Origin of the sequence: Saccharopolyspora erythraea, from assembly GCF_018141105.1 — a bacterium.
GTDB classification, from domain to species: domain Bacteria; phylum Actinomycetota; class Actinomycetes; order Mycobacteriales; family Pseudonocardiaceae; genus Saccharopolyspora_D; species Saccharopolyspora_D erythraea_A.
The window spans coordinates 4,788,914-4,812,580 of the sequence record NZ_CP054839.1 but is presented as its reverse complement, the minus strand read 5'-3'; the positions used below and the strand labels follow the sequence as shown (position 1 = coordinate 4,812,580).

Here is a 23,667-nt window from a genome sequence, read left to right as displayed (position 1 = left end):
CGCGACCGTCAAGGCTGACTGTTGTTGGTCCGCCGGCGCGCTCTTGTGGTGGCCGAGCCCGATGCCGTAGGAACGATCACCACCCATGCTTCGGTTCTCGGCGAGGAGGAGCGATGGACATCTCGGGCAGCGTCGCCCTGGTCACCGGTGGCGCTTCAGGACTCGGACTCGCGACCGCGCGGCGGCTGGTGGCCGCCGGAGCGCGAGTCGTGCTGCTGGACCTGCCGGACTCGGCGGGGGAGCGCGTGGCCGCCGACCTCGGCGCGGCAGCGCGGTTCGTCGCGGGTGACGTCACCGACGAGCAGCAGGTGGGTGCCGCGCTGGACGCGGCCGACGCGGCCGGGACGCTGCGGATCGTGGTCAACTGCGCGGGAACCGGCAACGCCATGCGGGTGGTCAGTCGCAGGAAAGGACCCTTCCCGCTGGATGCGTTCAGCCGGATCGTCAACGTCAACCTGGTCGGCACGTTCAACGTGCTGAGGCTCGCCGCCGAGCGCATGCTGCGCCACGAGCCGGTCGGCCAGGAGCGCGGGGTCGTCATCAACACCGCCTCGGTCGCCGCCTTCGATGGGCAGATCGGGCAGGCGGCGTACTCGGCCTCCAAGGGCGGCGTCGTGGGCATGACGCTGCCCGCCGCCCGCGACCTGGCCGAGCACGCCATCCGCGTCGTGACCATCGCGCCCGGACTGTTCGACACACCGCTGCTGGCCGGTGCCTCCGAGGAGGTGAAGGCGTCGCTGGGCGCGCAGGTGCCCCACCCGGCCCGGCTCGGGGACCCGGACGAGTTCGGCGCGCTGGCCGAGCACGTCGTGTCGAACCCGATGCTCAACGGCGAGGTGATCCGCCTCGACGGCGCGATCCGCATGGCGCCCCGGTAGTGTCAGCCGCCGAACAGCAGGCTGCGGGCGATCGTCTTCCACGACTCCAGGTGCGGATCGGTCGCCGCCGAGCGGTCCTCGAAGGCGTAGGCCAGCGCGGCCCCGCGCATGCTGGTGAACAGGACTTCCCGCAACTGCGGGTAGAGCGGGTGCGAGCACACGGCCGGACCCCAGATCCGGTCGGCCACCGAGCGGATCGCGCCGCGCAGCCGCGCTCCTGCGGAAGGAGCGCGGCTGCCAGCGCGGGGTTGGTCCGGGCCGCCGTCCACAGTTCCATGGCGGCCCAGAACGGCGGTTCCTGGAAGGTTTCCCACAGCAGCTCGATGCAGCGATCCATCCGCTCCGGTCCCTCGGGCACCCCGGCGAGCAGGCGGGTCACGCGTTCCTCGGTGCGCACCAGGCGGTTGGCCGCCAGGTGCTGCGCGGCGGCGACCAGCAGCTCCTCCCGCGACGGGAAGTGGTGCAGCAGTCTGCCCCGCGACACCCCGGCCCTGGCCTGGACGACCACTGTGGACGCACCGGCGCAGCCGTGCTCGACCAGGCATTCCACGGCGGCGTCGAGGATCAGCGCACGGCTGTCGGCGGTGCGCTCCTGCCGGGTGCGCCTGCGCCCGGCCTGCTGAGTGCGTGCGACCTGCTGGGGGCGGGCGGCTGTCCGGGCTCGAACCACCGCGCCAGGGTACTCCGCCACGAGCGACGCACTTCCGGTTGACCTGCACACGACGCCGGCATCGCCCGGAGGACGCGAAGGAGGTCCGCATGTATCCAGGTGCACATCCGGCCGGCCGCACGGCCCTGGTCATGGCCGGGTCCGGCCGCAGCACGACCTACGGCGAACTCGAGGAACGCTCCACCCGGCTGGCGCACTTCCTGCGCGAGTCCGGGCTGAGCCGCGGTGACACCGTGGCGTTGCTGACCGACAACTCCATCCACGCCTACGAGGTCTACTGGGCCGCGGTGCGATCCGGGCTCTACCTCACCGCGGTCAACCGACACCTCACCGCCGCGGAGGTCGCCTACATCGTGGCCGACTCGAAGGCGAAAGCGCTGGTCGTCTCCGCGGCGCTGGACGAACCGGCCGGGCGGCTGGTGGACGCGCTGCCGGATGTCGGCACCCGGCTGGCCTACGGCGGCCCGGTCGACGGCTACGGCGACTACGAGTCGGCGCTGGCCGTGTCGTCGCCGGTGCCTCCGGCGGAGCAGCCGCGAGGCGGGGACATGCTCTACTCGTCGGGAACCACGGGGCGCCCCAAGGGGATCAGGGCTCCGCTGCGCGACGTCGACGTCAGCGAGGGCGACAACCACCTCACGCCGTTGACGCGGTCGCTGTACGGGTTCGGCCCCGACACCGTCTACCTCTCGCCCGCGCCGTTCTACCACGCCGCACCGCTGCGGTTCGGGGCATCGGTCCATGCGGTCGGCGGCACGCTGGTGATGATGGAGCACTTCGACCCCGAGGACGCGTTGCGGGCGATCGAACGCCACCGCGTCACCCACAGCCAGTGGGTGCCGACGATGTTCGTGCGGATGCTCAAGCTTCCCGAGAGCGCCAGACGCCACGACCTGTCGAGCCACCGCGTCGCCATCCACGCCGCCGCGCCGTGCCCCGTGGACGTCAAGAGGGCGATGATCGACTGGTGGGGCCCGATCCTGCACGAGTACTACGCCGCCACCGAGGGGATCGGCATGACCGTCATCGATTCCGAGACCTGGCTGGAGAAACCGGGTTCGGTCGGCCGGGCGGTGCTCGGCACCGTGCACGTCTGCGCCGACGACGGCGCGCAACTGCCGCCGGGGGAGGTGGGCACCATCTACTTCGAGCGCGACGAGCGGCCGTTCGAGTACCACGGCGACCCGGACAAGACCCGGTCGGCGCAGCACCCGCTGCACCCGAACTGGACCACCACCGGTGACCTCGGCTACCTCGACGAGGACGGCTTCCTGCACCTGACCGACCGGAAAGCGTTCATGATCATCTCCGGTGGCGTCAACATCTACCCGCAGGAGACCGAGAACGTCCTCGCCCTCCACCCGTCCATAGCCGACGTCGCGGTGATCGGAGTGCCGGACGAGGAGATGGGGGAGGCGGTGCGGGCCGTGGTCCAGCCGGCCCCGGGCGCCGAGCCGGGGCCGGGGCTGGAGCGCGAGCTGATCGAGCACGTGCGGTCCCGGCTCGCCCACTACAAGGCGCCCCGCGCCGTCGACTTCGTCGACAGCCTGCCCCGCACGCCCACGGGCAAGCTGGTCAAGGGCGAGCTGATGCGGCGCTGCCGGTGATCACGTGAGCGGCGCGGCGCCGGGGTCCAGCCGCGGCGACAGGTGCGCGGTGTCGTTGAAGCGCCGCACCGTCCACCGCTCGCCATCGACCACGACCTGCGAGATCGAGCCGTTGTCGGCGCCGAGGAAGGCGAACGGGCGCGACCCGGCCGCCAGCGCCAGCACCTGCGCGATCACGCCGCCGTGGGTGAACACGGCGAGCCGCCGGCCGGGGTGGGCCGCCGCGAGGCGCTCGACCGCGCCGCGGACCCGTTCCCGGAAGCGCTGCGCCTCCTCGGCACCGGGGATGACGTCCCACCGCTCCTCGGCGTGCATGCGCAGGCTGACCGGGTGCCGCTCGGCCACGTGCTTGCGGAACAGGCCGCCCTCCCACTCGCCGAGGTTGACCTCGCGCAGCTCAGCCTCCACCAGCGGGGTCATGCCGAGGCGTTCGGCAAGCGGAGCCGCGGTCTGGACGGTGCGCCGCAGCGTCGTGACGTACAGGGCGTCGAACCGCTCGTGCTCGAGTCGGTCGGCGACCCGCCGGGCGTGCTCGCGGCCCTCGGGCGCGAGGTCGGGGTCGGACTGCCCGTCCAGCAGGGCGAACGGCCTGCCGGGGACCGCCCGGGCCGACTCCCCGTGCCGGATCAGCAGGAACTCGGTGGAGCCCTCCGGCGGCCGGTACCGGGGCTGGCGGTATTCGGTCATCTCGTACGACTCCTCGGTTCGGGGCTTCCTGCCGGTCGGGGCCGGCGCCGCCAGTATCCACGCGCATCGGGCATGCGGCCAGCACCGGTGTCCACAGTGGCCGACCCGGGTGCGTGACCGGACTCTTGTGCCGGATGCTTAGTCATGCTTATGGTCGTTGCGGTCGCAGGCGGAAGGGGTCGCGGGTGCGGGAGATCAGCAGCGGGCTGCGCTTCCCGGAAGGCCCGGTCGCCCTGGGCGACGGCTCGGTGCTCGTGGTCGAGATCGAGCGGGGAACCCTGTCGCGGGTGGCCGCCGACGGATCGGTCTCGGTGGTGGCCGACTGCGGTGGCGGCCCCAACGGCGCGGCCATCGGCCCCGACGGCGCGGTCTACGTCTGCAACAACGGCGGGTTCGACTGGCACCGCGGCGGCGGACGGCTCGCACCGGGCAACCAGCCCGACGGCTACCTCGGCGGACGCGTCCAGCGCGTCACCTTCGACGGCGAGGTGACCGACGTGTGCACGTCGGCCGGCGGCCACCCGCTGCGTGGCCCGAACGACCTCGTGTTCGACGCCGACGGCGGCTTCTACTTCACCGACCACGGCAAGCGCCGGGAACGCGACTCCGACCGCGGCGGGCTGTACTACGCCACAGTGGACGGTTCGAGAATCGAGGAGATCGCCTACCCGCTGCACGACCCCAACGGCGTCGGCCTGTCCCCGGACGGCGAGCGGGTGTACGTGGCCGAGACGATGACCGGACGAGTCTGGTACTGGGAAATCGAGGCGCCCGGTAGGCTTCGGCGGGCGCCGGGCCCGGGGCCGGCGGGTGCCACGCTGCTGCACGGGTTCGGCGGCTACCAGCTCCTGGACTCGCTCGCGGTGGACTCCGAGGGCAACGTCTGCGTGGCGACGCTGATCACCGGCGCCATCAGTGTGCTGAGTCCGGACGGGGCGCTCGAGGACGTCGTGCGGACTCCGGAAACCGACTACTACGTCACCAACATCTGCTTCGGCGGGCCGGATCTGCGCACCGCCTACATCACCTCCTCCGGGCTCGGCAAGCTCTACGCCGCGCAGTGGGACCGCCCGGGCCTGCCGCTGAACTTCGGCGCTGAGCACGGCGCGGCCGGGGCGCGAGATTCGATGTCCACCTCTTGACGGGCGGTTCGATGACGACTTACGAGCAGATCACCTTCGAGGTGGCCGACGGCGTCGCCACCATCACGCTGAACCGGCCGGAACGGCTCAACGCCTTCACCGCCGTGATGCGCGCCGAGCTCGTCGACGCGTTCGACGCCGTCGACGCCGACGACGACGTGCGGGTGGCGGTGGTGACCGGTGCCGGCCGGGCCTTCTGCGCCGGTGCCGACCTCGGTGGCGGCGCCGACACCTTCAACGCGGGCAGCGAGCACCGGCGCGCGGCCCACGAGGACCTCGGAGAGGTCGACGGCGCGCCGCGGGACGGCGGCGGAACCGTGTCGCTGCGGATCGCGGCGTCGCGCAAGCCGGTGATCGCGGCGATCAACGGCGCGTCGGTCGGGGTCGGAGCGACCATGACGCTGCCGATGGACATCCGCCTGGCCTCGGAGTCGGCGCGGTTCGGTTTCGTCTTCGCGCGCCGGGGGATCGTCGCCGAGGCGGCCTCGACGTGGTTCCTGCCGCGCGTGGTCGGGATCTCGCAGGCGATGGAGTGGGCGGCCACCGGCCGGGTCTTCGGTGCGGAGGAAGCACTGCGCGGCAGGCTGGTCTCACGCGTCGTGCCAGACGGCGAACTGCTTGCCACCGCGCGGGAAATCGCCCGCGAGATCGCCGACAACACCTCCGCGGTCTCGGTCGCGGTGACCCGCAGGCTGCTGTGGGGCATGCTCGGCGCGTCGAACCCCTGGGAGGCTCACCGGCTCGACTCCAGGGCCATGCACGAACTCGGTGCCGGGGCCGACGCGGCGGAAGGCGTCACCGCGTTCCTGGAGAAGCGCGAGGCCCGCTTCCCGATGCGCGTCAGCCGGGACTACCCCGGCTTCATCCCGGAGTGGCCGCAGCGCCCCGGCGGCATGTGAGCCCGCGCGGCCCGGCGGTCAGCCGGGCAGCAGGCGTTCCGCCGCGGCCCGCGCACTGCTCATCGCGCCATCGACGGTGCCCATCGCCGTGGTCACCAACGCGCCTTCCAGCAACAGGAACAGCTGGGCGGCCAGCGCTTCCGGGGCGGGTGCGCCGGTTTCGGCGACGAGATCGGTCAGGTAGGCGCGCAGCCACTCCTTGTCGGCCCTGGTCACGGCGTTGCCGGGATGGTGAGCGTCGGCCAGCTCGACATAGGCGTTGATGAACGCGCAGCCGCGAGGGTTCTCGCTCTCCGTCCAGCGGGCGAGCACGTCGAACACCGCCAGCACGCGTTCCCGGGGAGTGGTGCCCGCCTCGCGCATCCGTGACCGGAAGTGCTCCAGCCAGCGCTGCTCGCGGCGCTCCAGGTAGGCGACCACGAGGTCGTCCTTGGAGCGGAAGTGCTTGTACAGGCTCATCTTCGCCACACCGGCGCGCGCGATGACCGCGTCGATGCCCACCGCCCGGATGCCGTCCCGGTAGAAGAGCTCGCCCGCGGCGTCGAGCAGTCGTTCGCGCGCCGATGGCCGGGCTCCGCCCCGCGCTCCGGCGGGTGTGCTGGTCGTGGCCACGTCGTCGGTCTCCGTTCGTCGGGCTGGGTACGACCATAGCATTGACATTAGGTAGACAGGTCTGTCTACTAGCGGGTGCGAGTGGAAGGAGCGCGCCCATGCGCATGCTGTCGAAGTCCCTGCTGCGGGTCCTGGCCGATCTGGCCCGCGGAGTTCACGCCGGTCACGGGATCAGGCACGGCGTCGGCCACCGGAGTCGCCGGTGAGTCCCGCCTGGCGGGTAGGAACCGCGGGGGTGGCGGCGATCGGGGTCGGGTTCGGCCTCGCACGCTACGGCTACGGGCTGTTCCTGCCCGGCATCCAACGGGAGTTCGGGCTCTCCCTGGTCGTGGTCGGGTGGATCGGAAGCGCGACCTACCTGGCTTACCTGTGCGCCCTGGTCGCGGTCGGGACGTTGGCGAACGTGGTCGGATCGCGGGCTCTGGTCGTGAGCGGCGGGCTCGCGGCGACTGCGGGGATGGCGACGGTGGCGCTGGCAGCCGAACCCGTCGCGCTGGTCGCGGGCCTGGTGCTGGCGGGCACGAGTCCGGCGTTGGTCTGGTCGCCCTATTCCGATGCCGTGGACCGGGTCGTCCCGCCCGAGCGGCGGGAAACCGTGCTCGCGTTGCTGCCGACCGGTACGGCGTTCGGCGTTGTGGTCGCCGGACTGATGGCCATGGGAGCGCGAGGTGAGCAGTGGCGTTCCGCCTGGCTGGTCTTCGCCGTCATCGCTCTGCTCGTCACCGCCTACAACTTCGTCGCCGTGCCGGCGGGTCGCGGTGGAAAGCGCAGGGCGGAGCGCGGAATCCGCGGGTTTCTGGCTCCGCGGGCGGCACGGTTGCACCTGACCGCGTTCTCCTATGGCGTGGTGGGCGCGGTCTACTGGTCGTTCGCCGTGGTGGCCGTGTCGTCGGCGGCGAGGGCGGCGTACGACATCGCGCCGGTTTTCTGGTCGCTCACCGGGGTTTCCGGTATCGGCGGGTTGTTCGCGGGGACGGTGTTGCGACGGTGTGGTCTGCGCGCGGGACACGCGCTGATCTTCGGCGCGCTCGCCTGCGCCGCGGGGTTGCTCGGGCTCGCGCCGGGATCGTGGGTGGCGGTGTGCGCGTCCGCGTTGCTCTACGGGGCCGCCTTCATGGCGGGCTCCGGTTTGCTGGCCGTCTGGAGCTACCAGATCTTCCCGGAGCGGCCGACGGCCGGGCTGAGCGCGGCACTGGTCTCGCTCGGGCTCGGCACGGTATGCGGCCCCGCAGCGCTGGGGGTGCTCGCCGCCGACCACGGGCTCGACGCGGCCTTCTCGGTCACCGCCGCGATCGCCGCTCTCACCCTGCTGGTCCGGCCGCGGCGGCACAGGCCCCGGGTGTTGACAAACGTCGCCGGTGAGCGCACCGTACCTCCAACGGTGCGTAAATAGAGACACCGTTGTGTATATCCCAACAGCGGAGGATTTCGGGTGGCCGGTACGAGCACGCTGCAGACCGCGGACCGAGCCCTGCAGGTCCTGCTCGCGTTCACCGACGACCGGCCGGAGTGGGGAGTGAGCGAGCTCGCCCGCCGGCTCGACCTCGACAAGTCCGTCGCGCAGCGCCTGCTGGCCACGCTGGCGGGCCGCGGTTTCGTGCTGGCAGACCCGGAAACCCGCCGCTACCGGCTGGGGCCCGCGGTCAGCAGGCTGGCGCGGGTCGCCGAGCGCAGCGGCGCGATGAGTCCGCTGGCTCGGCCGGTGCTGGCCAAGCTGGCCAGGGAGACCGGGGAGAGCGCCGTGCTCAACGTCGCGCACGGCGGCTCCTACCGGACCGTGGCCGCCGTCGACGCCGGTGGTCCGCTGACGTACTCGGCGATCGTCGGGCACGTGATGCCCGGCCACGCCGGCTGCTCGGGGCACGCGCTGTTCGCCACCGAGCCGCCGGAGGAGGTCCGCGAGCTGTTCGGCCCCGAGCCGCTGACCCGCTACACCGCGAGCACCCCGACCACCTACGCCGAGCTGGAACAGCGGTGGCGGCAGGTGCGCGAGACCGGGGTCTCGGTGTCCGACGGCGAGTTCGACGCGAGCGTGGGTGCGATCGCGGTGCCGCTGGCGCTCGGCGGCGCGACCGTCGCGTCGCTGACGCTGATCGGTCCGTCCGACCGGGTCTCCGGGCGGGTGGACGAGCTGGCCGCGCCGCTGCGCGCGGCGGCCGGGGAGCTGGCCGTGCGCATGGCGCCGAGCGACTCGGCGAACTGACCGACCGCTGCCGGCGAAAGGCTGCTCATGGTGACCACCACCTCCCCGGCGCGCTCGGAGGAAACCCACCCCAGGGCGTTCGAACCGACGGTGCTGGTGCTCACCACGGTGCTGTCGGTGGTCGGCGCGGTCATCGGGATGCACCTGATCACCACGCTCGGGATCTCTGCCAACACCTCGGTCATCGGGGCGCTGGTCGCGATGATCATCGGCCGGATCAACGTCGCCGGACTGCGGCGGATGCGTTCGGTCCACCGGCAGAACCTGGTGCAGAGCGCGGTCTCGGGCTCCACCTTCGCCGCCGCCAACTCGCTGCTCGCCCCGATCGCGGTGCCCTTCGCCTTCGGCAGGCCCGACCTGGTGTGGCCGGTGTTCGCAGGCGTCGCGATCGGCCTGCTCGCCGACTCCTACGTGCTGTACCGGATCTTCAACTCGCGCCTGCTGCCCGCGCAGGCCGCGTGGCCGCCCGGGGTCGCCGCTGCCGACACGATCCTCGCCGGTGACCGCGGCGGCAGGCGGGCCGTGGTGCTCGCGCTGGGTGCCGTGGCCGGGTTCGCGGGATCGCTGTTCAAGCTCCCGGTCTCGGCGGCGGGCGTGGCCTTCATCGGCAACCTGTGGGCGCTGCTGATGTTCGGCATCGGTCTGCTGTTCAGCCAGTACAGCCCGGCCTGGTTCGGCGTGGAGCTCGACGAGGTCTACATCCCGCACGGCGTGATGATCGGCGCCGGGCTGGTCGCGCTCGGGCAGGCCGCGGTGCTGATGTTCCGCGGGCAGCGGCAGCGCCCGGCCGCCGACGTCGACCCCAGCACCCTGCCGCAGGTCGACGAGCGGCGGCTGCGCCGGGGCGTCCTGGAGGGATACGCGCTGTTCGTGCTCGGCGCGGCCGTCGTGGCGCTGGCCGGTGGTCTGCTGGGCGAGCTGTCACCGCCCGCCCTCGTCGCGTGGGTGCTGGTTGCCGCGCTGGCGGCGATCGTGCACGAGCTGATCGTCGGACTGGCCGCGATGCACTCCGGCTGGTTCCCGGCCTTCGCGGTGACCCTGATCTTTTTGGTCCTCGGGATGGTCGCCGGCGTGCCCGCCGTGCCGCTGGCGCTGTTCGTCGGCTACTGCTCGGCCACCGGACCGGCGTTCGCCGACATGGGATACGACCTCAAGGCCGGGTGGATCCTGCGCCGGGACCACCGCCCCTACGACGTGTTCGAGCGTTCCGGCCGCCTCCAGCAGTACCTGGCCTCGCTCGTCGGCTTCGCCGTGGCCACCGTCGCGGTCGCGGTGTCGTGGCAGTCGTTCTTCGGCGACGGGCTGATCCCGCCGGTGGCCGAGGTCTACGCGGCGACGATCGAGGCGGGGCTCTCCGAGCCCGACATCATGGTGACGCTGCTGTCGTGGGCGGTCCCCGGCGCGCTGATCCAGCTACTGGGCGGGCCGAGCAGGCAGATGGGCGTGCTGCTGGCGACCGGTCTGCTCATCTCGACCCCCCAAGCCTGCTGGCTGGTGTTCGGGGCACTGCTCGTCCGGGTGCTCTACGGCCGGCTTCGCGGGGAACGAGCCGGGGAGGACCTCAACCTCGTCGGCGCAGGCCTGATCGCGGGCGATGCGCTGTATTCGACCAGCCGCATCGTGGAAACCCGCTGATCGGGCGGGCAACACCGAACAAGGAGTCGCAGTGGAAGTCGTGAGCCGCATCGAGTCCCGGCCGGAGTACCTGTCGTGGGAGGCAGCGGTCGGCGCCCGCAAGCTCGTCGAGCAGGTCATGCTGGTCAAGCCGGGCGAGCAGGTCGTGATCACCGGGGACACCTCGACCGACCGCCGCGTCGTGGAGGTCACCGCGCAGGCGGTGGCCGCCGCGGGCGCGGTGCCCACCGTGGTCTGGTACGACACCCGGCCCAGCTCGGCGATGGAGCCCCCGGCCCCGGTGGCGGGCGCGGTGGCGAACGCCGACGTGTGGATCGAGTACAGCCTGGCCTACATCATGCACAGCGAGGCGTTCCGGACCGCCATCGCCAACGGGGTGCGCTACACCAACCTGACCGGCATGGACGTCCCGATGCTGGTGGACACCGTCGGGCGCCCCGACTTCGAGGGCGTGATGCGGCTCGGCCGCACGCTGGTGCGCCTGCTGGAGGAGGCCGACGAGGTCCGCATCAGCTCGGCCAACGGCACCGACCTGGTCGGCCGCAACCAGGGCCGCCCGATCAACCTGCGCGGCAAGCCCGCGGAGAAGCCGGGCGAGACGGTGATGCTCTCCGGGCAGATCTCCTGGAACCCGGTGGAGCAGACCCAGAACGGGGTGCTGGTCTTCGACGGCGCCCTGTGGCCGCCCGCCGAGATCGGCCTGCTGCGCACGCCGGTGCGCTGCGTGGTGGAGGACGGCGTGGTCACCGAGATCACCGGTGACCGCGACGCCGAGGTGTTCCGCGCCTGGATGCAGTCCTTCGGCGACCCGAACATGTTCCGGCTGGCGCACTGGTCGCTCGGCTTCAACCCCGGCGTCACCCGGCCCACCGGGCGCATCGTCGAGGACGAGCGCGTGTTCGGCTGCGTCGAGATCGGCATCGGCACCAAGGGTGCCTGGATCGGCGGCGAGCCGTGGGTGGCCGCGGCGCACACCGACGGCAGCGTGCTCGGCCCGACGATCCACCTCGACGGCGAGGTGATCGAGCTCGACGGGCGCTACGTTCATCCGGAGCTCGTGGCGATCTGCCGCGAGATCGGCGCCCCCGGCTACTGACCGCCGAACGCGGGTGCGCCCGGCCGGCCGCCGGGCGCACCCGCGCGTGACGACCAAGGAGAGTTCGGATGCAAGCCAGCTACCACAGGCCCGGTCTGGTCGCCCGGGACCACGTCTTCCACGTGCCGCTCGACCACGGCGACCCTGGCGCGGGGGAGATCGAGGTCTTCGGGCGGGAGGTGGTGGCACCGGGCAAGCAGGACCAGGAACTGCCCTGGCTGCTGTTCCTGCAGGGCGGGCCGGGTGGCAAGGCCGAACGCCCCCTGAGCACCAGCGCCTGGCTCGGCCGCGCGCTCCAGGACTACCGCGTGCTGTTGCTGGACCAGCGGGGGACGGGGCGCAGCACCCCCGCCGGCCGGATCACCCTGGCGGGGATTGCTCCCAAGCAGCAGGCCGAGCACCTGAGCCTGTTCCGCGCGGACTCGATCGTGCGCGATGCCGAGTTGGTGCGCGAGCAGCTCACCGGCGGCGCCCCGTGGAGCGTGCTGGGGCAGAGCTTCGGCGGCTTCTGCGCGCTGACCTACCTCTCCCACGCACCGCACGGGCTCCGGCAGGTTCTCATCACCGGCGGCATCCCGACGCTGACCGGGCACGCCGACGACGTCTACCGCGCCGCGTACCCGCGCGTGCTGGCCAAGAACGACGCCTACTACGGCCGGTATCCGGCCGACGCGGAGATCGCGCGGCGGGTGGTGGAACACCTGGCGTCCCACGAGGTGCCGCTGCCCTCCGGCGACCGCCTGACGCCCGAGCGGTTCCAGACGCTGGGCATCCAGTTCGGCCAGGCCGCTCGCTTCGACGCCCTGCACTACCTGCTGGAGGAGGCGTTCGTCGCGGGCCCCACCGGCCCGGAGCTGTCGGACACCTTCCTGCGCGGCGTCGACGCCGTGGTCTCCTTCGCCGAGCGGCCCCTGTACGCGGTGCTGCACGAGGCGATCTACTGCCAGCACACGGCCTCGGAATGGTCGGCGCACCGGGTGCGGGCGGAGTTCGCCGAGTTCGACCTGGCAGGCGCCTCGCGGGTCAACTTCACCGGGGAGATGATCTACCCCTGGTTCTTCGAGCAGGACCCCGCGCTGGTTCCGCTGAAGGACGCAGCCGACCTGCTGGCGGGTAAGGACGACTGGCCCGCGCTCTACGACCTCGACCGGCTCGCGGCCAACGACGTACCGGTCGCCGCGGCGGTCTACCACGACGACATGTTCGTCGACCGCGACCACGCGCTGGAGTCGGCGGAGCGGGTGCGCGGCGCGCGCGTGTGGGTCACCAACGAGTACGAGCACGACGGGCTCAAGGCCGGCAGCGCGGTGCTGGACCGCCTGCTGGCGATGAACCGCGGCGAGGCATGAACCCGTTGAGGTGATCATCACCGGCCGCCTCACCTGCGAGCCCGGGGCATGGCGGCTATTGTGCAGTTCTCATGTCAGCCTCGGGCCCCAACTCCGCCAACGGTGTGCCGTGGCAGCGCGTTTTCGACCAGTCGGTCGCTGCGATGGCGATCATGGACTTGCAGGGCAAATACCTGTACGTCAACGAAGCGATGTGCCGGTTGCTGGGCTACACCGACGACGAGCTGATCGGGCTGAACTACCGCGACGTGACCCACCCCGACGACGTGGACGAGGGGCCGCTGGTCGGTGAGGCCGTGCTGGAGAAGCGCTACGTGCGCTCCGACGGCGGCGTGATCTTCGTGCTGCTGTCGCGGACCGTGGTCCGCGACAGCGCCGACCGCCCGCAGTACTTCCTCTCGCAGGCCCAGGACATCACCGGCCGCCGGGAGGCCGAGCTGCTGTGGCAGCGCAGCTTCCACAACGCCCCGATCGGGATGGCCCTGCTGGACCTCAAGGGTAGCTGGACCGCGGTCAACGACACCCTGTGCCGGATGCTCGGCTACGCGCGGGAGGAGATGCTGTCGCGCTCCTTCAACGACGTCACCTACCCGGAGGACGAACAGCAGGGCATGACCGCGCTCGCCGATCTCATCGAGGGCCGCAAGGACACCGTGAGCGTGGAGAAGCGCTACCGCCACCGCGACGGCCACCCGATCTGGATGCTGATCAGGGCGACCGCGGTCCCGGGTGCCGACGGCCTGCCCGCCTACCTGGTCAGCCAGTACGAGGACATGGGGGAGCAGCGGCTGGTCGACGCCCACCTGGCGCACCTGGCGCTGCACGACCCGCTGACGGGGCTGGCGAACCGGGCGCTGCTGGCCGACCGGCTGGACCACGGCCTGCAGCAGCTCGCGGGGGGCAACGGGGTGCTGGTGGTCATCGTCGCCGACCTCGACCAGCTCAAGCCGGTCAACGACCGCTACGGCCACGCGCTGGGCGACCAGATGCTCACCGTGGCCGCCCAGGAGCTGCTCGGGGTCGTGCGCTCCGGCGACACCGTCGCGCGCCTGGGCGGCGACGAGTTCGTGGTGGTCAGCCTGCTGCCGGACCAGCAGTCGGCGGTGGCGCTGCACCGGCGGGTCGCCGAGCGGCTGGACACCCGGATCACGGTCTCCGGCGTGTCGGTCCGGCTGCGGGCCAGCGTCGGCTTCGCCACCACCGACAACGCCGTCACGCCGCCCGAGACGCTGTTGCACGAGGCCGACCGGGACATGTACACCCGCAAGCAGGCGCACCGGCGCCTCGGGGACGAGCCGAGGTAGCGCTTCGGCGCCTGCCGCTCAGCTCCCGGACGCGGGGAGCTCGGCGAGCGCGGCTTCGATGGCGCGGTGGAAGGTCGGGTACGCGTAGATCATGTGCCGCAGCCGCTCGACGGGGACCTCACCGTGCACGGCGACCGCGAGCGCGCCGAGGATCTCGCCACCGGCGGGCGCGGCCACCGTGGCGCCGACCAGCACCCCGCGCCGAGGGTCGGCGACGAGTTTGATCAGCCCCTGGTTGCCGGCCTTGTGGATCCACCCGCGCGGCGAGGCCGGGATGTCGGTGGTCGCGGTGACCACCGGCAGCCCGCGATCGCGGGCCGCGGTCTCGGTGAGCCCGACCATGGCGACCTCCGGATCGGTGAAGGTCACCGCGGGCGCCGCCCGGTAGTCGGCGTTCTCGTGGCCCTGGCCGAGGATGTCGTTGGCCGCGATGCGCGCCTGGTACACCGAGGTGTGGGTGAACGCCCCGCGCCCGGCGACGTCGCCGATGGCCCAGACCCCGTCGGTCGCGCGCATCCGCACGTCGACGTCGATGGTCCTGCCCTGCTCGTCCAACCCGACCGCCGCCACGCCCAGCGCCGCGAGGTCGGTGCGGCGGCCGGTGGCGACCAGCAGCCGCTGCGCGGTGAGCTCGGCACCGGAGCCCAGCCGGACGGTGAACGAGTCGTCGTCGTGGGCGACCGACTCGGCGCGTTCGCCGGTGCGGACGTCGATGCCCTCGGCCGCGAACACCGACTCCAGCAGTTCCGACGCCTCCGGCTCGAACGGGCCGAGCAGCCGCGGCCCGTGCTCCACCACCGCGACCCGCGTCCCGAACCGCGCGAAGATCTGCGCGAACTCGACACCGACCGGGCCGCCGCCGAGAACCAGCAGCGACTCCGGGGCCTCGCGGGTGCGAACGGCGTCGCGGTTGGTCCAGTACGGCGAGTCCCGCAGGCCGTCGACGGGTGGAACCAGCGGTTCGGTGCCCGGGTTGAGCACGATGGCGCGCCGGGTCCGGAAGACCCGGTCGCCGTCGTCGGTCGACACCGACACCTCGGCAGGCGCGCTGATGCGCCCGAACCCGCGGACGAACCGGGCCCCGCTCTTCTCCAGCCGCTGGACGGCCGCCGCGTCGTCCCAGCCGGTGGTCGCCTCGTCGCGGATCCGGTCGGCCACCGGGGTCCAGTCGGGCCGGACCTGCGTGGAGCCGGCCAGTTCGGCGACCCGCCGCCCCTCGGCGAGCGCGTCCGAAGCGCGCACCATCATCTTGGTCGGTACGCAGGCGAAGTAGGGGCACTCGCCGCCGACCAGCCGCGACTCGACCCCGACCACGGACAGGCCCGCCGCGGCCAGGCGCGCGGCGGCGTCCTCACCACCGGGCCCGAGCCCGATGACCACGACGTCGACCTCTTCGGCGTCCATGTGGACCTCCATTCCCCAACGTTGGCCCACCCAGCCCAGCACCCCCGGGCGCGGAGCGCACGCGGAGGCGGCCGTGTGCCGCCGGAACGCCGTTGCGCGCCGACGCGGACTCGCCCGGATCACTGTGCTCCACGGCCCGGTTGATCACGGCTCTTGAAGCGCGGAAATCGGCGACCACGGCACCGGGCGCGGACGGTGCACCGGTACCGCCTACCGGCAACGGCCGTGGGAGCGGTTGTGGGCGACCCTGGCCTCGCTGAACGGGGGTCGTCCACCGCGGGAACCCAGCCGTGGGCGGGCCGGAGCACCGCAGGTGGTCGCGGGCACCGCCGTCCTTTCGTGGGCAGCCGCCATCGTTTCGCGGGGAACCGCCATCGCTTCGTGGGTAATCACGATCGCTTTTGCGGGCCAGCGCTGTCGGGGCAGGACGCTAGTGTGGGGCCGTGCCTTCACAACTGGTCCCGTTCCTGCTGTTCGTCATCGTCCTCACCATCGTGCCCGGCCCCGACCTCGCGCTCGGGCTGCGCAACAGCCTGCGCGGCGGGACAACGGCGATGTGGTGGACGGGCCTGGGCTGCTGCAGCGGCCTGCTGGTGCACGCGGTGGCGTCGGTGGTCGGCCTTTCGGCGCTGTTCGCCGCCTCGGCGCAGGCGTACATGGTGGTCAAGCTGGCGGGCGCGGCCTACCTGGTATGGCTCGGGGCCACCACGCTGTGGAAGAGCTGGCGGCACCGGCACGAACCGGTGGCGCTGGACCTGCCCGCTGCGCCGAAGACGGCCATCGACCGCCGGACCGCGTTCCGGCAGGGGCTGGTGAGCAACCTGCTCAACCCGAAGATCATCCTGCTGTTCCTGACGCTGCTCCCGCAGTTCATCTCGCCGGGGGAGTCGCGGATCGTCACCTCCGCGGTGCTCACCCTGGTGTTCCTCGTCGTCGCGCTGGTGTGGTGGCGGGTCACGTCGTGGCTGGTCGGCGCGATGCGGGCGGTGCTGACGCGCAAGCGCGTCATGCAGGTCCTGGAACGGGTGACCGGCGGCGTCATGGTCGCTCTCGGCCTCCGGGTCGCGGTCGAGTCCTAGACGCGCTCGGGCGCGGCGTGCGGGTGGCGCGGCGCCCGCGCCCGGCTCAGACCGAGGGCGAGTAGTGCTTGGGGTCGTCGCGATGCTCGGCTGGAGGCAGGTTGCGCGCGGGCGTTTCGACCAGCGGCGCGTCCGTCCGGAAAAGGCCGCGCTCCCGGCGCCAGCCCGCGCGAGCCCTGGGGTGGTATCGCAGTTCGAAGGGCACCAGTCGCCACACCAGCGCCAGCAGCCGGCCGAGCACGCGCAACGTCCTTTCGTCGCGGGAAGTCCAGCGGTAGCCGAGTCTTTCGCGCACGACCGGCGGGTACAGCCCCACGGTGAGCCACACGAACCCGCGTGCGACGGGGATTCTCGCCAGCCGCCACAACGGTTCGGGCAGCCTGCGCAGCAGGGGCGGCTTGCCGATTCCGGAGATGTCGAGGACGTCGCGGGTCGCCTTGTTGACCTCCAGCACCTCGGCGCACATGTGGTCCCAGTAGTGCTGGAAGCCGCCCCAGTCCGGAGGCACCGGGCGCATGCTCATCCCGTACAGCCGGTACCACTGCACGCCCTCGGCGTAGACCTGCTCCTTCTGCCGTTCGTCGAACGGTTCCCCCGAATACTCGCTGAGCAGCACCGACAGCATCATGAACGTCGAGTGGGCCCAGAAGTAGGTTTCCGGGTTCAGCGCGTGGTACGGCCGCCCGTGGCGGTCGACGCCCTTGATCGTGTCGTGGTAGCCGCGCACCTGACGCGCGGTTTCGGCCGCGCGCGGACCGTCGTAGACCACCCCGCCGATCGGGTAGAGCGAGCGGAAGAGCCGCTGCCAGCGCTCGTCGAAGAACCGGGAGTGCTCCTCGACGCCCGCGCCGAGCTGGGGATGCATGTTCTGCATCGAGCCCGCCCACAGGGCCAGCAACAGACCCCGCCAGTCACCGAAGTACTTCCACGTCAGCGAATCCGGGCCGAGCGGTCGCGGATCGTCCACGCTCGGCATCGGCGCTCCGTTCGGGCTGAGGACGGCCGTCGTCACCGTAGGATCGGCCCACCTGGTGGTCAATCGGCTGCACGGGGTAGCCGATCACGACGTGCGGCAATCTGGCTTTCCTGGGCGCCGCGCGGCGCCAGCAGTCCTGCCGGGCGCCACGGAATCCGGCGCTGAGCAACTTCTTCTTCCATTGGCGGCCTCGTCTCTCCGGCCGGTCGCGGCGACGCGCGCGAACCCGAACCCTGGTAGTAGCGAGCGGCGCCACGCTCCGACCGAAGTTGCGCAAGTTGAGCAACTCTATTGACTGGATCGCGCATGTAGTTCAGTCTCTACTCACGAAACCGCGCGGCAGTCGCGCGGTTCGCGCAAAAGGGGAGGCGACGGTGCCTCAGGTGCTCGTCATCGGCGACGACCTCACCGGCAGCAACGCGACCGGGGCGAGGTTCGCGCGCGCCGGGCTCCGGACGATCTCGGTGAGCGGGGTCGAACGGGTGCCCTGCGCCATGGACGCCGACGTCGTCGTGCTCAACCTGGGCACCCGGCACGCCGCGGCCGACGCCGCCCGCGAGCGCGTGCGGCACGCGGCGCTGGCGGCGCCGTTCGCGGAGCTGGTCGTCAAGCGGGTCGACACCACGTTGCGGGGCAACGTCGGCGCTGAGGTCGACGCGCTGTTCGAGGTGCTGGAGCCGGGCACGCGCGCGCTGGTGGTCCCGGCCTTCCCCGACGCGGGCCGCACCACGGTGGGCGGCCTGCACCTGGTGGACGGCGTGCCGCTGGCCGAGACCTTCGCCGCCCGCGACCCGCTCAACCCGGTCAGTTCGTCACGGGTGGCGACGTTGCTGCGCGAGGGCACGCGGCGTTCGATCACCGAAGTCCCGATCGACGTCGTGCAGGCAGGTGCCGGGTCCGTCGCCGAGGCGCTGAGCGCCACCGACGCCGAGCTCGTGGTCTGCGACGCGACGACCAACGCGCACCTGAGCACGATCGCCGACGCGGCGGCGCGGGTGCAGGACGCGGGCGGGGCGCGCTGGCTGTCGGTGGACAGCGGCCCCTTCGCCGTCCGGCTGGCCACCGCGCTGGGCATCGGCCCCGGGGTGCGGGCGCTGCGGCCGGTGCTGGCGGTCGTCGGCAGCATCACCGCCACGACCCACGACCAGGTCCTGGAGACCGAGCAGGTGCTCGGCGCCCGCTTCGTCGACGTGACGCTGGACGCCCTGGACCCCCGCGCCATCGCCGACCGGGCCCGGGAGCTGGCGCGCACCGGAAGCCGCATCGTCGGCATCCGGACGGTCCCGCCCGGGCCGGGCGCCCCCGCTGATCCGGCGCTGGCCGCCCGCATCCCCGGCGTCCTGGCCGAGGCCACCGCGATGCTGCTGGACGACGGCGTCTTCGGCGGTCTCTACGCCACCGGAGGCGACATCGCCGAGGCCACCACCGAGGCCCTGGGCAGCTCCGGTTTCGCCATCGACACCGAGGTGCTGCCGCTGGCGGTCGCCGGCCGGCTCGTCGGCGGTCCGCACGACGGGCTGCCCTTCGCCACCAAGGGCGGCCTGATCGGCGACCGGACGGCCGCGGTCGCCTGCCTGGAGCACCTGATCACCACCATCGCCGGACAACAGAGAGGAATCCCGCAGTGAGCAACGGAACCGCCCGCCCGATCCTGGCCGTCACCCTCGGTGACCCGGTGGGCATCGGCCCGGAGATCACCGCCCGCGTGCTGGCCGAACCCGAGGCCACCGAGACCGCCCGCCCGCTGGCGGTCGGCGACGCCACGGCCCTGCGCCGCGCCGTCGAGGTCTGCGGCCTGGACGTCGAGGTCAACACCGTTTCGGAGGTGTCGCAGGCCCGCTTCGAACCGGGCGCGATCGACATCCTGGACCTGGGCATCTCGCCCGCCGACCTGCCGTGGGGCCAGGTCGACGGCACCGCGGGCCGCTCGGCGGTGGCGGCCATCGAGACCGCGACCCGGGCCGCGCTGGAGGAGGACGTCGACGCGATCGTCACCTCGCCGATCAACAAGGAGGCGATCTGGGCCGCGGGCTCCGAACACCTCGGCCACACCGAGATGCTCGGCGAGCTCACCGGATCCGACCGGTTCAACACGATGTTCTGGGTGCAGGGGCTGAAGATCTTCTTCGCCACCCGGCACATGTCGCTGCGCCGGGCGGTGGAGTCGATCACCAAGGAGAACATCGCGCACTCGATCCGCGAGGCATACACCGCACTGGAGGTCTTCGGCACCCGCGAGCCCCGGCTCGCGGTGGCGGCGCTGAACCCGCACGGCGGTGAGAACGGCAAGTTCGGCGACGAGGAGATCACCGCCATCGCCCCCGCGGTGGAGGAGGCGCGCGCCAACGGGCTCAACGTCTTCGGGCCGATCCCGGCCGACTCGGTCTTCCACCAGGGTCTGCAGGGCCGCTACGACGGCGTGCTGTCGCTCTACCACGACCAGGGCCACATCGCCTCGAAGACGGTCGACTTCGACGGCACCGTGTCGGTGACCGTCGGACTGCCGATCCTGCGCACCTCGGTCGACCACGGCACCGCGTTCGACATCGCGGGCACCGGCCAGGCCGACCCCGGCACCATGCGCTCCGCGTTCCGCGCGGCCGTCGAGCTGGCGCCGTTCGCGGGCCGCCTGCGCGAGGTCTACCCGCCGAAGGCCCGCTGACCCGGTCACCACCCCTCAATGCCTGTCTTCGAACTCGACCTGCGTGGCGGCGCGGGTGGCAGAACCTCGGGCGTCCTCTGGCTCCGGGATCTTTTTCTCACGTATCAGCCCATACGCCGCGAAAAAGCTGTCCTCGCCGGAGAACGTCTGAGAACCGGCGGCAGTGCTGGTTGAGGGGGTGGGCCAAGCGGCTGCGCCGCTTCACAGATCAAAGACAGCCTTCAGGAGTTCCACATGAGCAACAACGGCGTTGCCGCGCCCAGCAAGCGATGGGTCTTCGTCATCCCGGTCGCCGCGGTGATGTACATGCTGGCCTACATCGACCGCACCAACGTCTCGCTGATCCTGCCCTACGTCGGCCAGGACCTGCCGCTTTCGGCGAGCGCCAAGGGCATGGCCAGCGGCATCTTCTTCATCGGCTACATGCTGCTGCAGATCCCGGCGGCGATCCTCGCCGCGCGGTGGAGCAGCCGCAAGACCGTGCTGTGGCTGATGGTCACGTGGTCGCTGGCGGCGATGGCCTGCGGTCTCGTGCGCAGCGAGCTGGAGCTGCACATCGCCCGTTTCGTCCTGGGCGTGTTCGAGGGCGGCGTGTGGCCCGCGGTGCTGATCCTGCTGGCCTCGTGGTTCCCGCAGCGCGAGCGGGCCAGGGCCAACGCGCTGTGGATGGCATGCCTGCCGGTCTCGGCGATCCTGATGTCGCCGCTGTCGGGCTGGATGCTCGAACACATGTCGTGGCGGTGGGTCTTCGTCGTGCAGGGGCTGCCGCCGCTGATCTGGGCCGTGGTGTGGTGGTTCGCCGTTGCCGACCGGCCCGCGCAGGCCAGGTGGATCTCGGCGGCCGAGCGCGACCACGTCGAGTCGATGCTCGCGCAGGAGGAGGCGGCCAAGCCGAAGGGGCGGCAGCAGAGCTACGGGGAGGCGCTGCGCAACCCGACCGTGCTGCTGCTGATCGTCGTCTACTTCTTCTGGATGACCGGTTTCTACGGCTTCTCGCTGTGGCTGCCCTCGGTCGTCAAGACGATGACCGGCGACGGCGACGCGGCTCTGGTCGGATGGCTGACCGCGATCCCCTACACCGTGGCGCTGCTGAGCATGACCGGCATCGCGCTGTGGTCGGACCGCACCGGTAACCGCAGGCTGGCCGTGGCGGTGCCGCTGGTGGTCGCGACCGCGGCGATGCTGCTCGGCCAGTGGCTGCAAGGTCCGGCGTGGCAGCAGATGTTGCTGCTGTGCGTGGTCGCCGCCGGCGTCTACGCCCCGTACGGGCCGTTCTGGGCGATGCCGAGCACGGTGCTGCGCTTCGAGGTCGTGGCCGTGGCGCTCGGGCTCATCAACGCACTGGGCAACCTCGGCGGGTTCCTGGGCCCGTACCTGGTCGGCTGGCTGACCGACGCCACGGGCAGCAGTGCCACCGGGTTCGTGGTGCTGGCCGGGTTCCTGGCCGCCGCGGTGGTGGTGACGCTGGCGGGCTTGCGGCCCGCGGCGCGGCCGGAGCCGGCGCCGGTGGCCGCCGACCTCGAGTCGGCTCGCCCGTAGGGTGGCATCGTGACCGTGCCCCGGCCTACGACCACCCAGCGGCGGACGCTGCTGCTCGACGCCGTCCGCAGCGGCGAGGGCAGCATCCAGCAGCTCGCGGACCAGTTCGGAGTCTCCTCGTCGACGATCCGCAGGGATCTCTCCGAGCTGGCCCGCGAGGGCCACGTGGTCCGCACCTACGGCGGGGCGCTGGACAGCGCGCACAGCGTGGAGCGCACGCTGCGGGAGAAGGACGCCAGCAACGCCGCCGAGAAGGACGCGGTGGCGCGGGCGGCCGCCGAGCTGGTCGCCGACGGCGAGGTGGTGCTGCTGGACGCGGGCACCACCACCAGCCGCGTCGCCCGGCACCTCGCCGACCGCTCCGGGCTGACCGTGGTGACCAACGGGCTCACGGTCGTGCTGGCCCTGGCCGAGAGCCCCGACATCGAGCTCGTGATCCTCGGCGGGCGGCTGCGCTACCCCAACGAGGCGATCCTGGGCCGCTCGGCCGAGCAGCAGCTGCGCCACATCGCCCCGGACCACGTGTTCCTCGGCGCGGACGGGCTGACCGCGCAGCGCGGGATCTGCTCGCCGACGCTGGAGCAGGCGCAGCTCAAGCACCAGATGCTGCACGCGGGCCGCAACTCCTACGTGCTCATGGACAACTCCAAGCTGGACCACGCGCCGTTCGCGTACTGGACCCCGCTGGACCGCCACCACACGCTGGTGGTCGACGACGGCCGTCCCGACGCGGTCGAGGCGCTGGGCACCGACCCGTTGCGGTCGCTGCTGGTCGTCAGCACTTCCTGACCAGCGCCGACGTGGGGGTCGTCGAGCGGCTGCCGTCGGCGACCCGGCAGCACCACTACCGCCTCACGCCGGGTGGTTTCACGCAGGTGCTGCGAGTGCAGTTCGCCCGGCTGCGCGCCGGGGCCGAGGCCGCCGAGTTCGGGCTGTCGGTGGTCGGCGAGGACCGCGCCGACCAGCGCGAGCGCCTGGCGGATCTGCGCGACTTCTGCGAGTTCGCCGCCCAGGACGTGGGCGATGAGTTCATGCGACGGTGGGAGGACTACCGCGCGCGGAGGAGGGACGGCCGATGACCGGCAAGGCCGACTTCACCGGGATCCGCTGGTGGACGGTGGAGTGGACGATGCTGTGCACGCTCTACCTGCGTGCCTGCGAGAGCCGCTCGCCGCACTCGATCCTCGGCGACCGCGCCGCGGACGAGGCGGTGCGGCGCATCGACTACAACTTCGCCAGGATGCGCTGGGTCGTGCAGCCCTCGGCCAACCAGTACCTCGTCGCGTTGCGCGCCAGGCAGCTGGACCTGTGGGCCGCCGACTTCCTCGCCCGCCACCAGGATGCCGTCGTGCTGCACCTCGGAGTTCGAGTCGGCGCTCGAGGTCGGCGGACACCGGGTCGCCGGGTACCGCGTGCTGCGGGTGGGAAGTCCTTCGGTCGCCAACGCCATCGCCGCCGTGCTCCTGGACATCCGCGACGAGAAGGGGCGTGATGTCGCACGTGTACTTCCGGTGGACCGAGGGCAACCCGTTCAAGTTCCTGGTCAGCTACCTCATGTCCGGTGGCGGCGACATCGCTCCGCTCACCCGCGAGGTGCTGCGTCGCGCCGAGCCCGATCCGCACCGGCGCCCCCTGGTGCACGTCGGCTGACGACCGCGCGGACCGTGAGTCCGAAGTCGACAGTTGATCGTTATCCCTTGCCGTGGAACGCAATGATCCGACGATGTAGGCGATCTTGCTGATGCTCAACGCAGTCACACCTTCGAGGTTTCCGCCGAACGCGGGGGAGTTCGCGCTGATAACCTCGGCCTGTTCGGGTGAACCAGCCATGGGTCGGCGTCGGAGACGAACGGAATAACCCGCCTGTGGTCACGTTTTCCCGCGGCAGAACGACGGCGGAGCCCCGGCCGTCGGCCCAACGGGCG

The 23,667-nt window shown here is 71.9% G+C and carries 23 protein-coding genes; 18 read left to right on the top strand and 5 right to left on the bottom strand.

Annotated features, from left to right (window positions below; all coding sequences use genetic code 11):
• Positions 1-113: 113 nt before the first annotated feature.
• A complete protein-coding gene (locus HUO13_RS21685) occupies positions 114-878 on the top strand; it encodes a 3-hydroxyacyl-CoA dehydrogenase (RefSeq protein ID WP_211896944.1) in 765 nt (254 codons plus the stop codon).
• Positions 879-880: 2 nt separating this feature from the next.
• On the opposite strand, the gene HUO13_RS37625 is transcribed toward HUO13_RS21685, so the two are convergent.
• Positions 881-1,066 carry a hypothetical protein gene (locus tag HUO13_RS37625; protein ID WP_249125246.1) on the bottom strand — a complete coding sequence of 62 codons (186 nt, stop codon included), beginning with the start codon at positions 1,064-1,066 and terminating at the stop codon, positions 881-883.
• Between the two features lie 571 nt (positions 1,067-1,637).
• On the opposite strand from HUO13_RS37625, the gene HUO13_RS21675 reads away from it, so the two are divergent.
• Complete coding sequence (locus HUO13_RS21675; protein WP_211896943.1) at positions 1,638-3,155, top strand: acyl-CoA synthetase; 1,518 nt, start codon at positions 1,638-1,640, stop codon at positions 3,153-3,155.
• Here the strand turns inward: HUO13_RS21675 and HUO13_RS21670 are convergent, their stop codons facing one another.
• Positions 3,156-3,842 (bottom strand): histidine phosphatase family protein, encoded by a 687-nt coding sequence (locus HUO13_RS21670; RefSeq protein WP_211896942.1) that lies wholly within the window; start codon positions 3,840-3,842, stop codon positions 3,156-3,158.
• Between the two features lie 185 nt (positions 3,843-4,027).
• Here HUO13_RS21670 and HUO13_RS21665 point away from each other — a divergent pair, with 185 nt between their 5' ends.
• Positions 4,028-4,984: an SMP-30/gluconolactonase/LRE family protein gene (locus tag HUO13_RS21665; RefSeq protein ID WP_211896941.1), complete on the top strand. Its 957-nt coding sequence runs from the start codon at positions 4,028-4,030 to the stop codon at positions 4,982-4,984.
• An 11-nt stretch (positions 4,985-4,995) separates the two neighbouring features.
• Positions 4,996-5,883 (top strand): enoyl-CoA hydratase-related protein, encoded by an 888-nt coding sequence (locus HUO13_RS21660; protein WP_211896940.1) that lies wholly within the window; start codon positions 4,996-4,998, stop codon positions 5,881-5,883.
• Positions 5,884-5,901: 18 nt separating this feature from the next.
• On the opposite strand, the gene HUO13_RS21655 is transcribed toward HUO13_RS21660, so the two are convergent.
• The gene (locus HUO13_RS21655; protein WP_211896939.1) at positions 5,902-6,495 is read right to left on the bottom strand and encodes a TetR/AcrR family transcriptional regulator; all 594 of its coding nucleotides are present in this window, start codon (positions 6,493-6,495) and stop codon (positions 5,902-5,904) included.
• A gap of 235 nt (positions 6,496-6,730) precedes the next feature.
• Here HUO13_RS21655 and HUO13_RS21650 point away from each other — a divergent pair, with 235 nt between their 5' ends.
• The 6 genes from HUO13_RS21650 (at position 6,731) to HUO13_RS21625 (ending at position 14,082) form a co-directional block, all read left to right on the top strand.
• Positions 6,731-7,888 carry an MFS transporter gene (locus HUO13_RS21650; RefSeq protein ID WP_211896938.1) on the top strand — a complete coding sequence of 386 codons (1,158 nt, stop codon included), beginning with the start codon at positions 6,731-6,733 and terminating at the stop codon, positions 7,886-7,888.
• A 39-nt stretch (positions 7,889-7,927) separates the two neighbouring features.
• Entirely contained in the window at positions 7,928-8,698 is a 771-nt protein-coding gene (locus HUO13_RS21645) for an IclR family transcriptional regulator (RefSeq protein WP_211896937.1), read from the top strand.
• Between the two features lie 27 nt (positions 8,699-8,725).
• The gene (locus HUO13_RS21640) at positions 8,726-10,333 is read left to right on the top strand and encodes an OPT/YSL family transporter (RefSeq protein ID WP_211896936.1); all 1,608 of its coding nucleotides are present in this window, start codon (positions 8,726-8,728) and stop codon (positions 10,331-10,333) included.
• A gap of 31 nt (positions 10,334-10,364) precedes the next feature.
• On the top strand, positions 10,365-11,429 hold the full coding sequence (locus HUO13_RS21635; protein WP_211896935.1) for a hypothetical protein: 1,065 nt from the start codon (positions 10,365-10,367) through the stop codon (positions 11,427-11,429).
• A 68-nt stretch (positions 11,430-11,497) separates the two neighbouring features.
• Positions 11,498-12,778 carry an alpha/beta fold hydrolase gene (locus HUO13_RS21630; RefSeq protein ID WP_211896934.1) on the top strand — a complete coding sequence of 427 codons (1,281 nt, stop codon included), beginning with the start codon at positions 11,498-11,500 and terminating at the stop codon, positions 12,776-12,778.
• A gap of 71 nt (positions 12,779-12,849) precedes the next feature.
• Complete coding sequence (locus HUO13_RS21625; protein ID WP_211896933.1) at positions 12,850-14,082, top strand: sensor domain-containing protein; 1,233 nt, start codon at positions 12,850-12,852, stop codon at positions 14,080-14,082.
• 18 nt (positions 14,083-14,100) lie between these two features.
• On the opposite strand, the gene HUO13_RS21620 is transcribed toward HUO13_RS21625, so the two are convergent.
• Positions 14,101-15,486: a dihydrolipoyl dehydrogenase family protein gene (locus tag HUO13_RS21620; protein WP_249123929.1), complete on the bottom strand. Its 1,386-nt coding sequence runs from the start codon at positions 15,484-15,486 to the stop codon at positions 14,101-14,103.
• A 443-nt stretch (positions 15,487-15,929) separates the two neighbouring features.
• Here HUO13_RS21620 and HUO13_RS21615 point away from each other — a divergent pair, with 443 nt between their 5' ends.
• On the top strand, positions 15,930-16,565 hold the full coding sequence (locus tag HUO13_RS21615; protein WP_211896931.1) for a LysE family translocator: 636 nt from the start codon (positions 15,930-15,932) through the stop codon (positions 16,563-16,565).
• Positions 16,566-16,611: 46 nt separating this feature from the next.
• On the opposite strand, the gene HUO13_RS21610 is transcribed toward HUO13_RS21615, so the two are convergent.
• Entirely contained in the window at positions 16,612-17,541 is a 930-nt protein-coding gene (locus HUO13_RS21610) for an oxygenase MpaB family protein (RefSeq protein WP_211896930.1), read from the bottom strand.
• Between the two features lie 374 nt (positions 17,542-17,915).
• Here HUO13_RS21610 and HUO13_RS21605 point away from each other — a divergent pair, with 374 nt between their 5' ends.
• The 7 genes from HUO13_RS21605 (at position 17,916) to HUO13_RS37610 (ending at position 23,392) form a co-directional block, all read left to right on the top strand.
• Complete coding sequence (locus HUO13_RS21605) at positions 17,916-19,169, top strand: four-carbon acid sugar kinase family protein (RefSeq protein ID WP_211896929.1); 1,254 nt, start codon at positions 17,916-17,918, stop codon at positions 19,167-19,169.
• Entirely contained in the window at positions 19,166-20,203 is a 1,038-nt protein-coding gene (gene pdxA / locus HUO13_RS21600) for a 4-hydroxythreonine-4-phosphate dehydrogenase PdxA (RefSeq protein WP_211896928.1), read from the top strand. The genes HUO13_RS21605 and pdxA overlap by 4 nt, the downstream gene beginning before the upstream one ends.
• 234 nt (positions 20,204-20,437) lie before the next feature.
• Positions 20,438-21,742 carry an MFS transporter gene (locus tag HUO13_RS21595; protein WP_211896927.1) on the top strand — a complete coding sequence of 435 codons (1,305 nt, stop codon included), beginning with the start codon at positions 20,438-20,440 and terminating at the stop codon, positions 21,740-21,742.
• A gap of 9 nt (positions 21,743-21,751) precedes the next feature.
• Entirely contained in the window at positions 21,752-22,531 is a 780-nt protein-coding gene (locus HUO13_RS21590; protein ID WP_211896926.1) for a DeoR/GlpR family DNA-binding transcription regulator, read from the top strand.
• An 11-nt stretch (positions 22,532-22,542) separates the two neighbouring features.
• The gene (locus HUO13_RS21585) at positions 22,543-22,821 is read left to right on the top strand and encodes a hypothetical protein (protein WP_211896925.1); all 279 of its coding nucleotides are present in this window, start codon (positions 22,543-22,545) and stop codon (positions 22,819-22,821) included.
• Positions 22,818-23,234, top strand: coding sequence for a hypothetical protein (locus HUO13_RS37615; protein ID WP_249123928.1), 417 nt, complete (start codon positions 22,818-22,820; stop codon positions 23,232-23,234). Before HUO13_RS21585 ends, HUO13_RS37615 begins: the two co-directional genes overlap by 4 nt.
• Positions 23,234-23,392 carry a hypothetical protein gene (locus HUO13_RS37610; protein ID WP_249123927.1) on the top strand — a complete coding sequence of 53 codons (159 nt, stop codon included), beginning with the start codon at positions 23,234-23,236 and terminating at the stop codon, positions 23,390-23,392. Before HUO13_RS37615 ends, HUO13_RS37610 begins: the two co-directional genes overlap by 1 nt.
• Positions 23,393-23,667 lie beyond the last annotated feature (275 nt).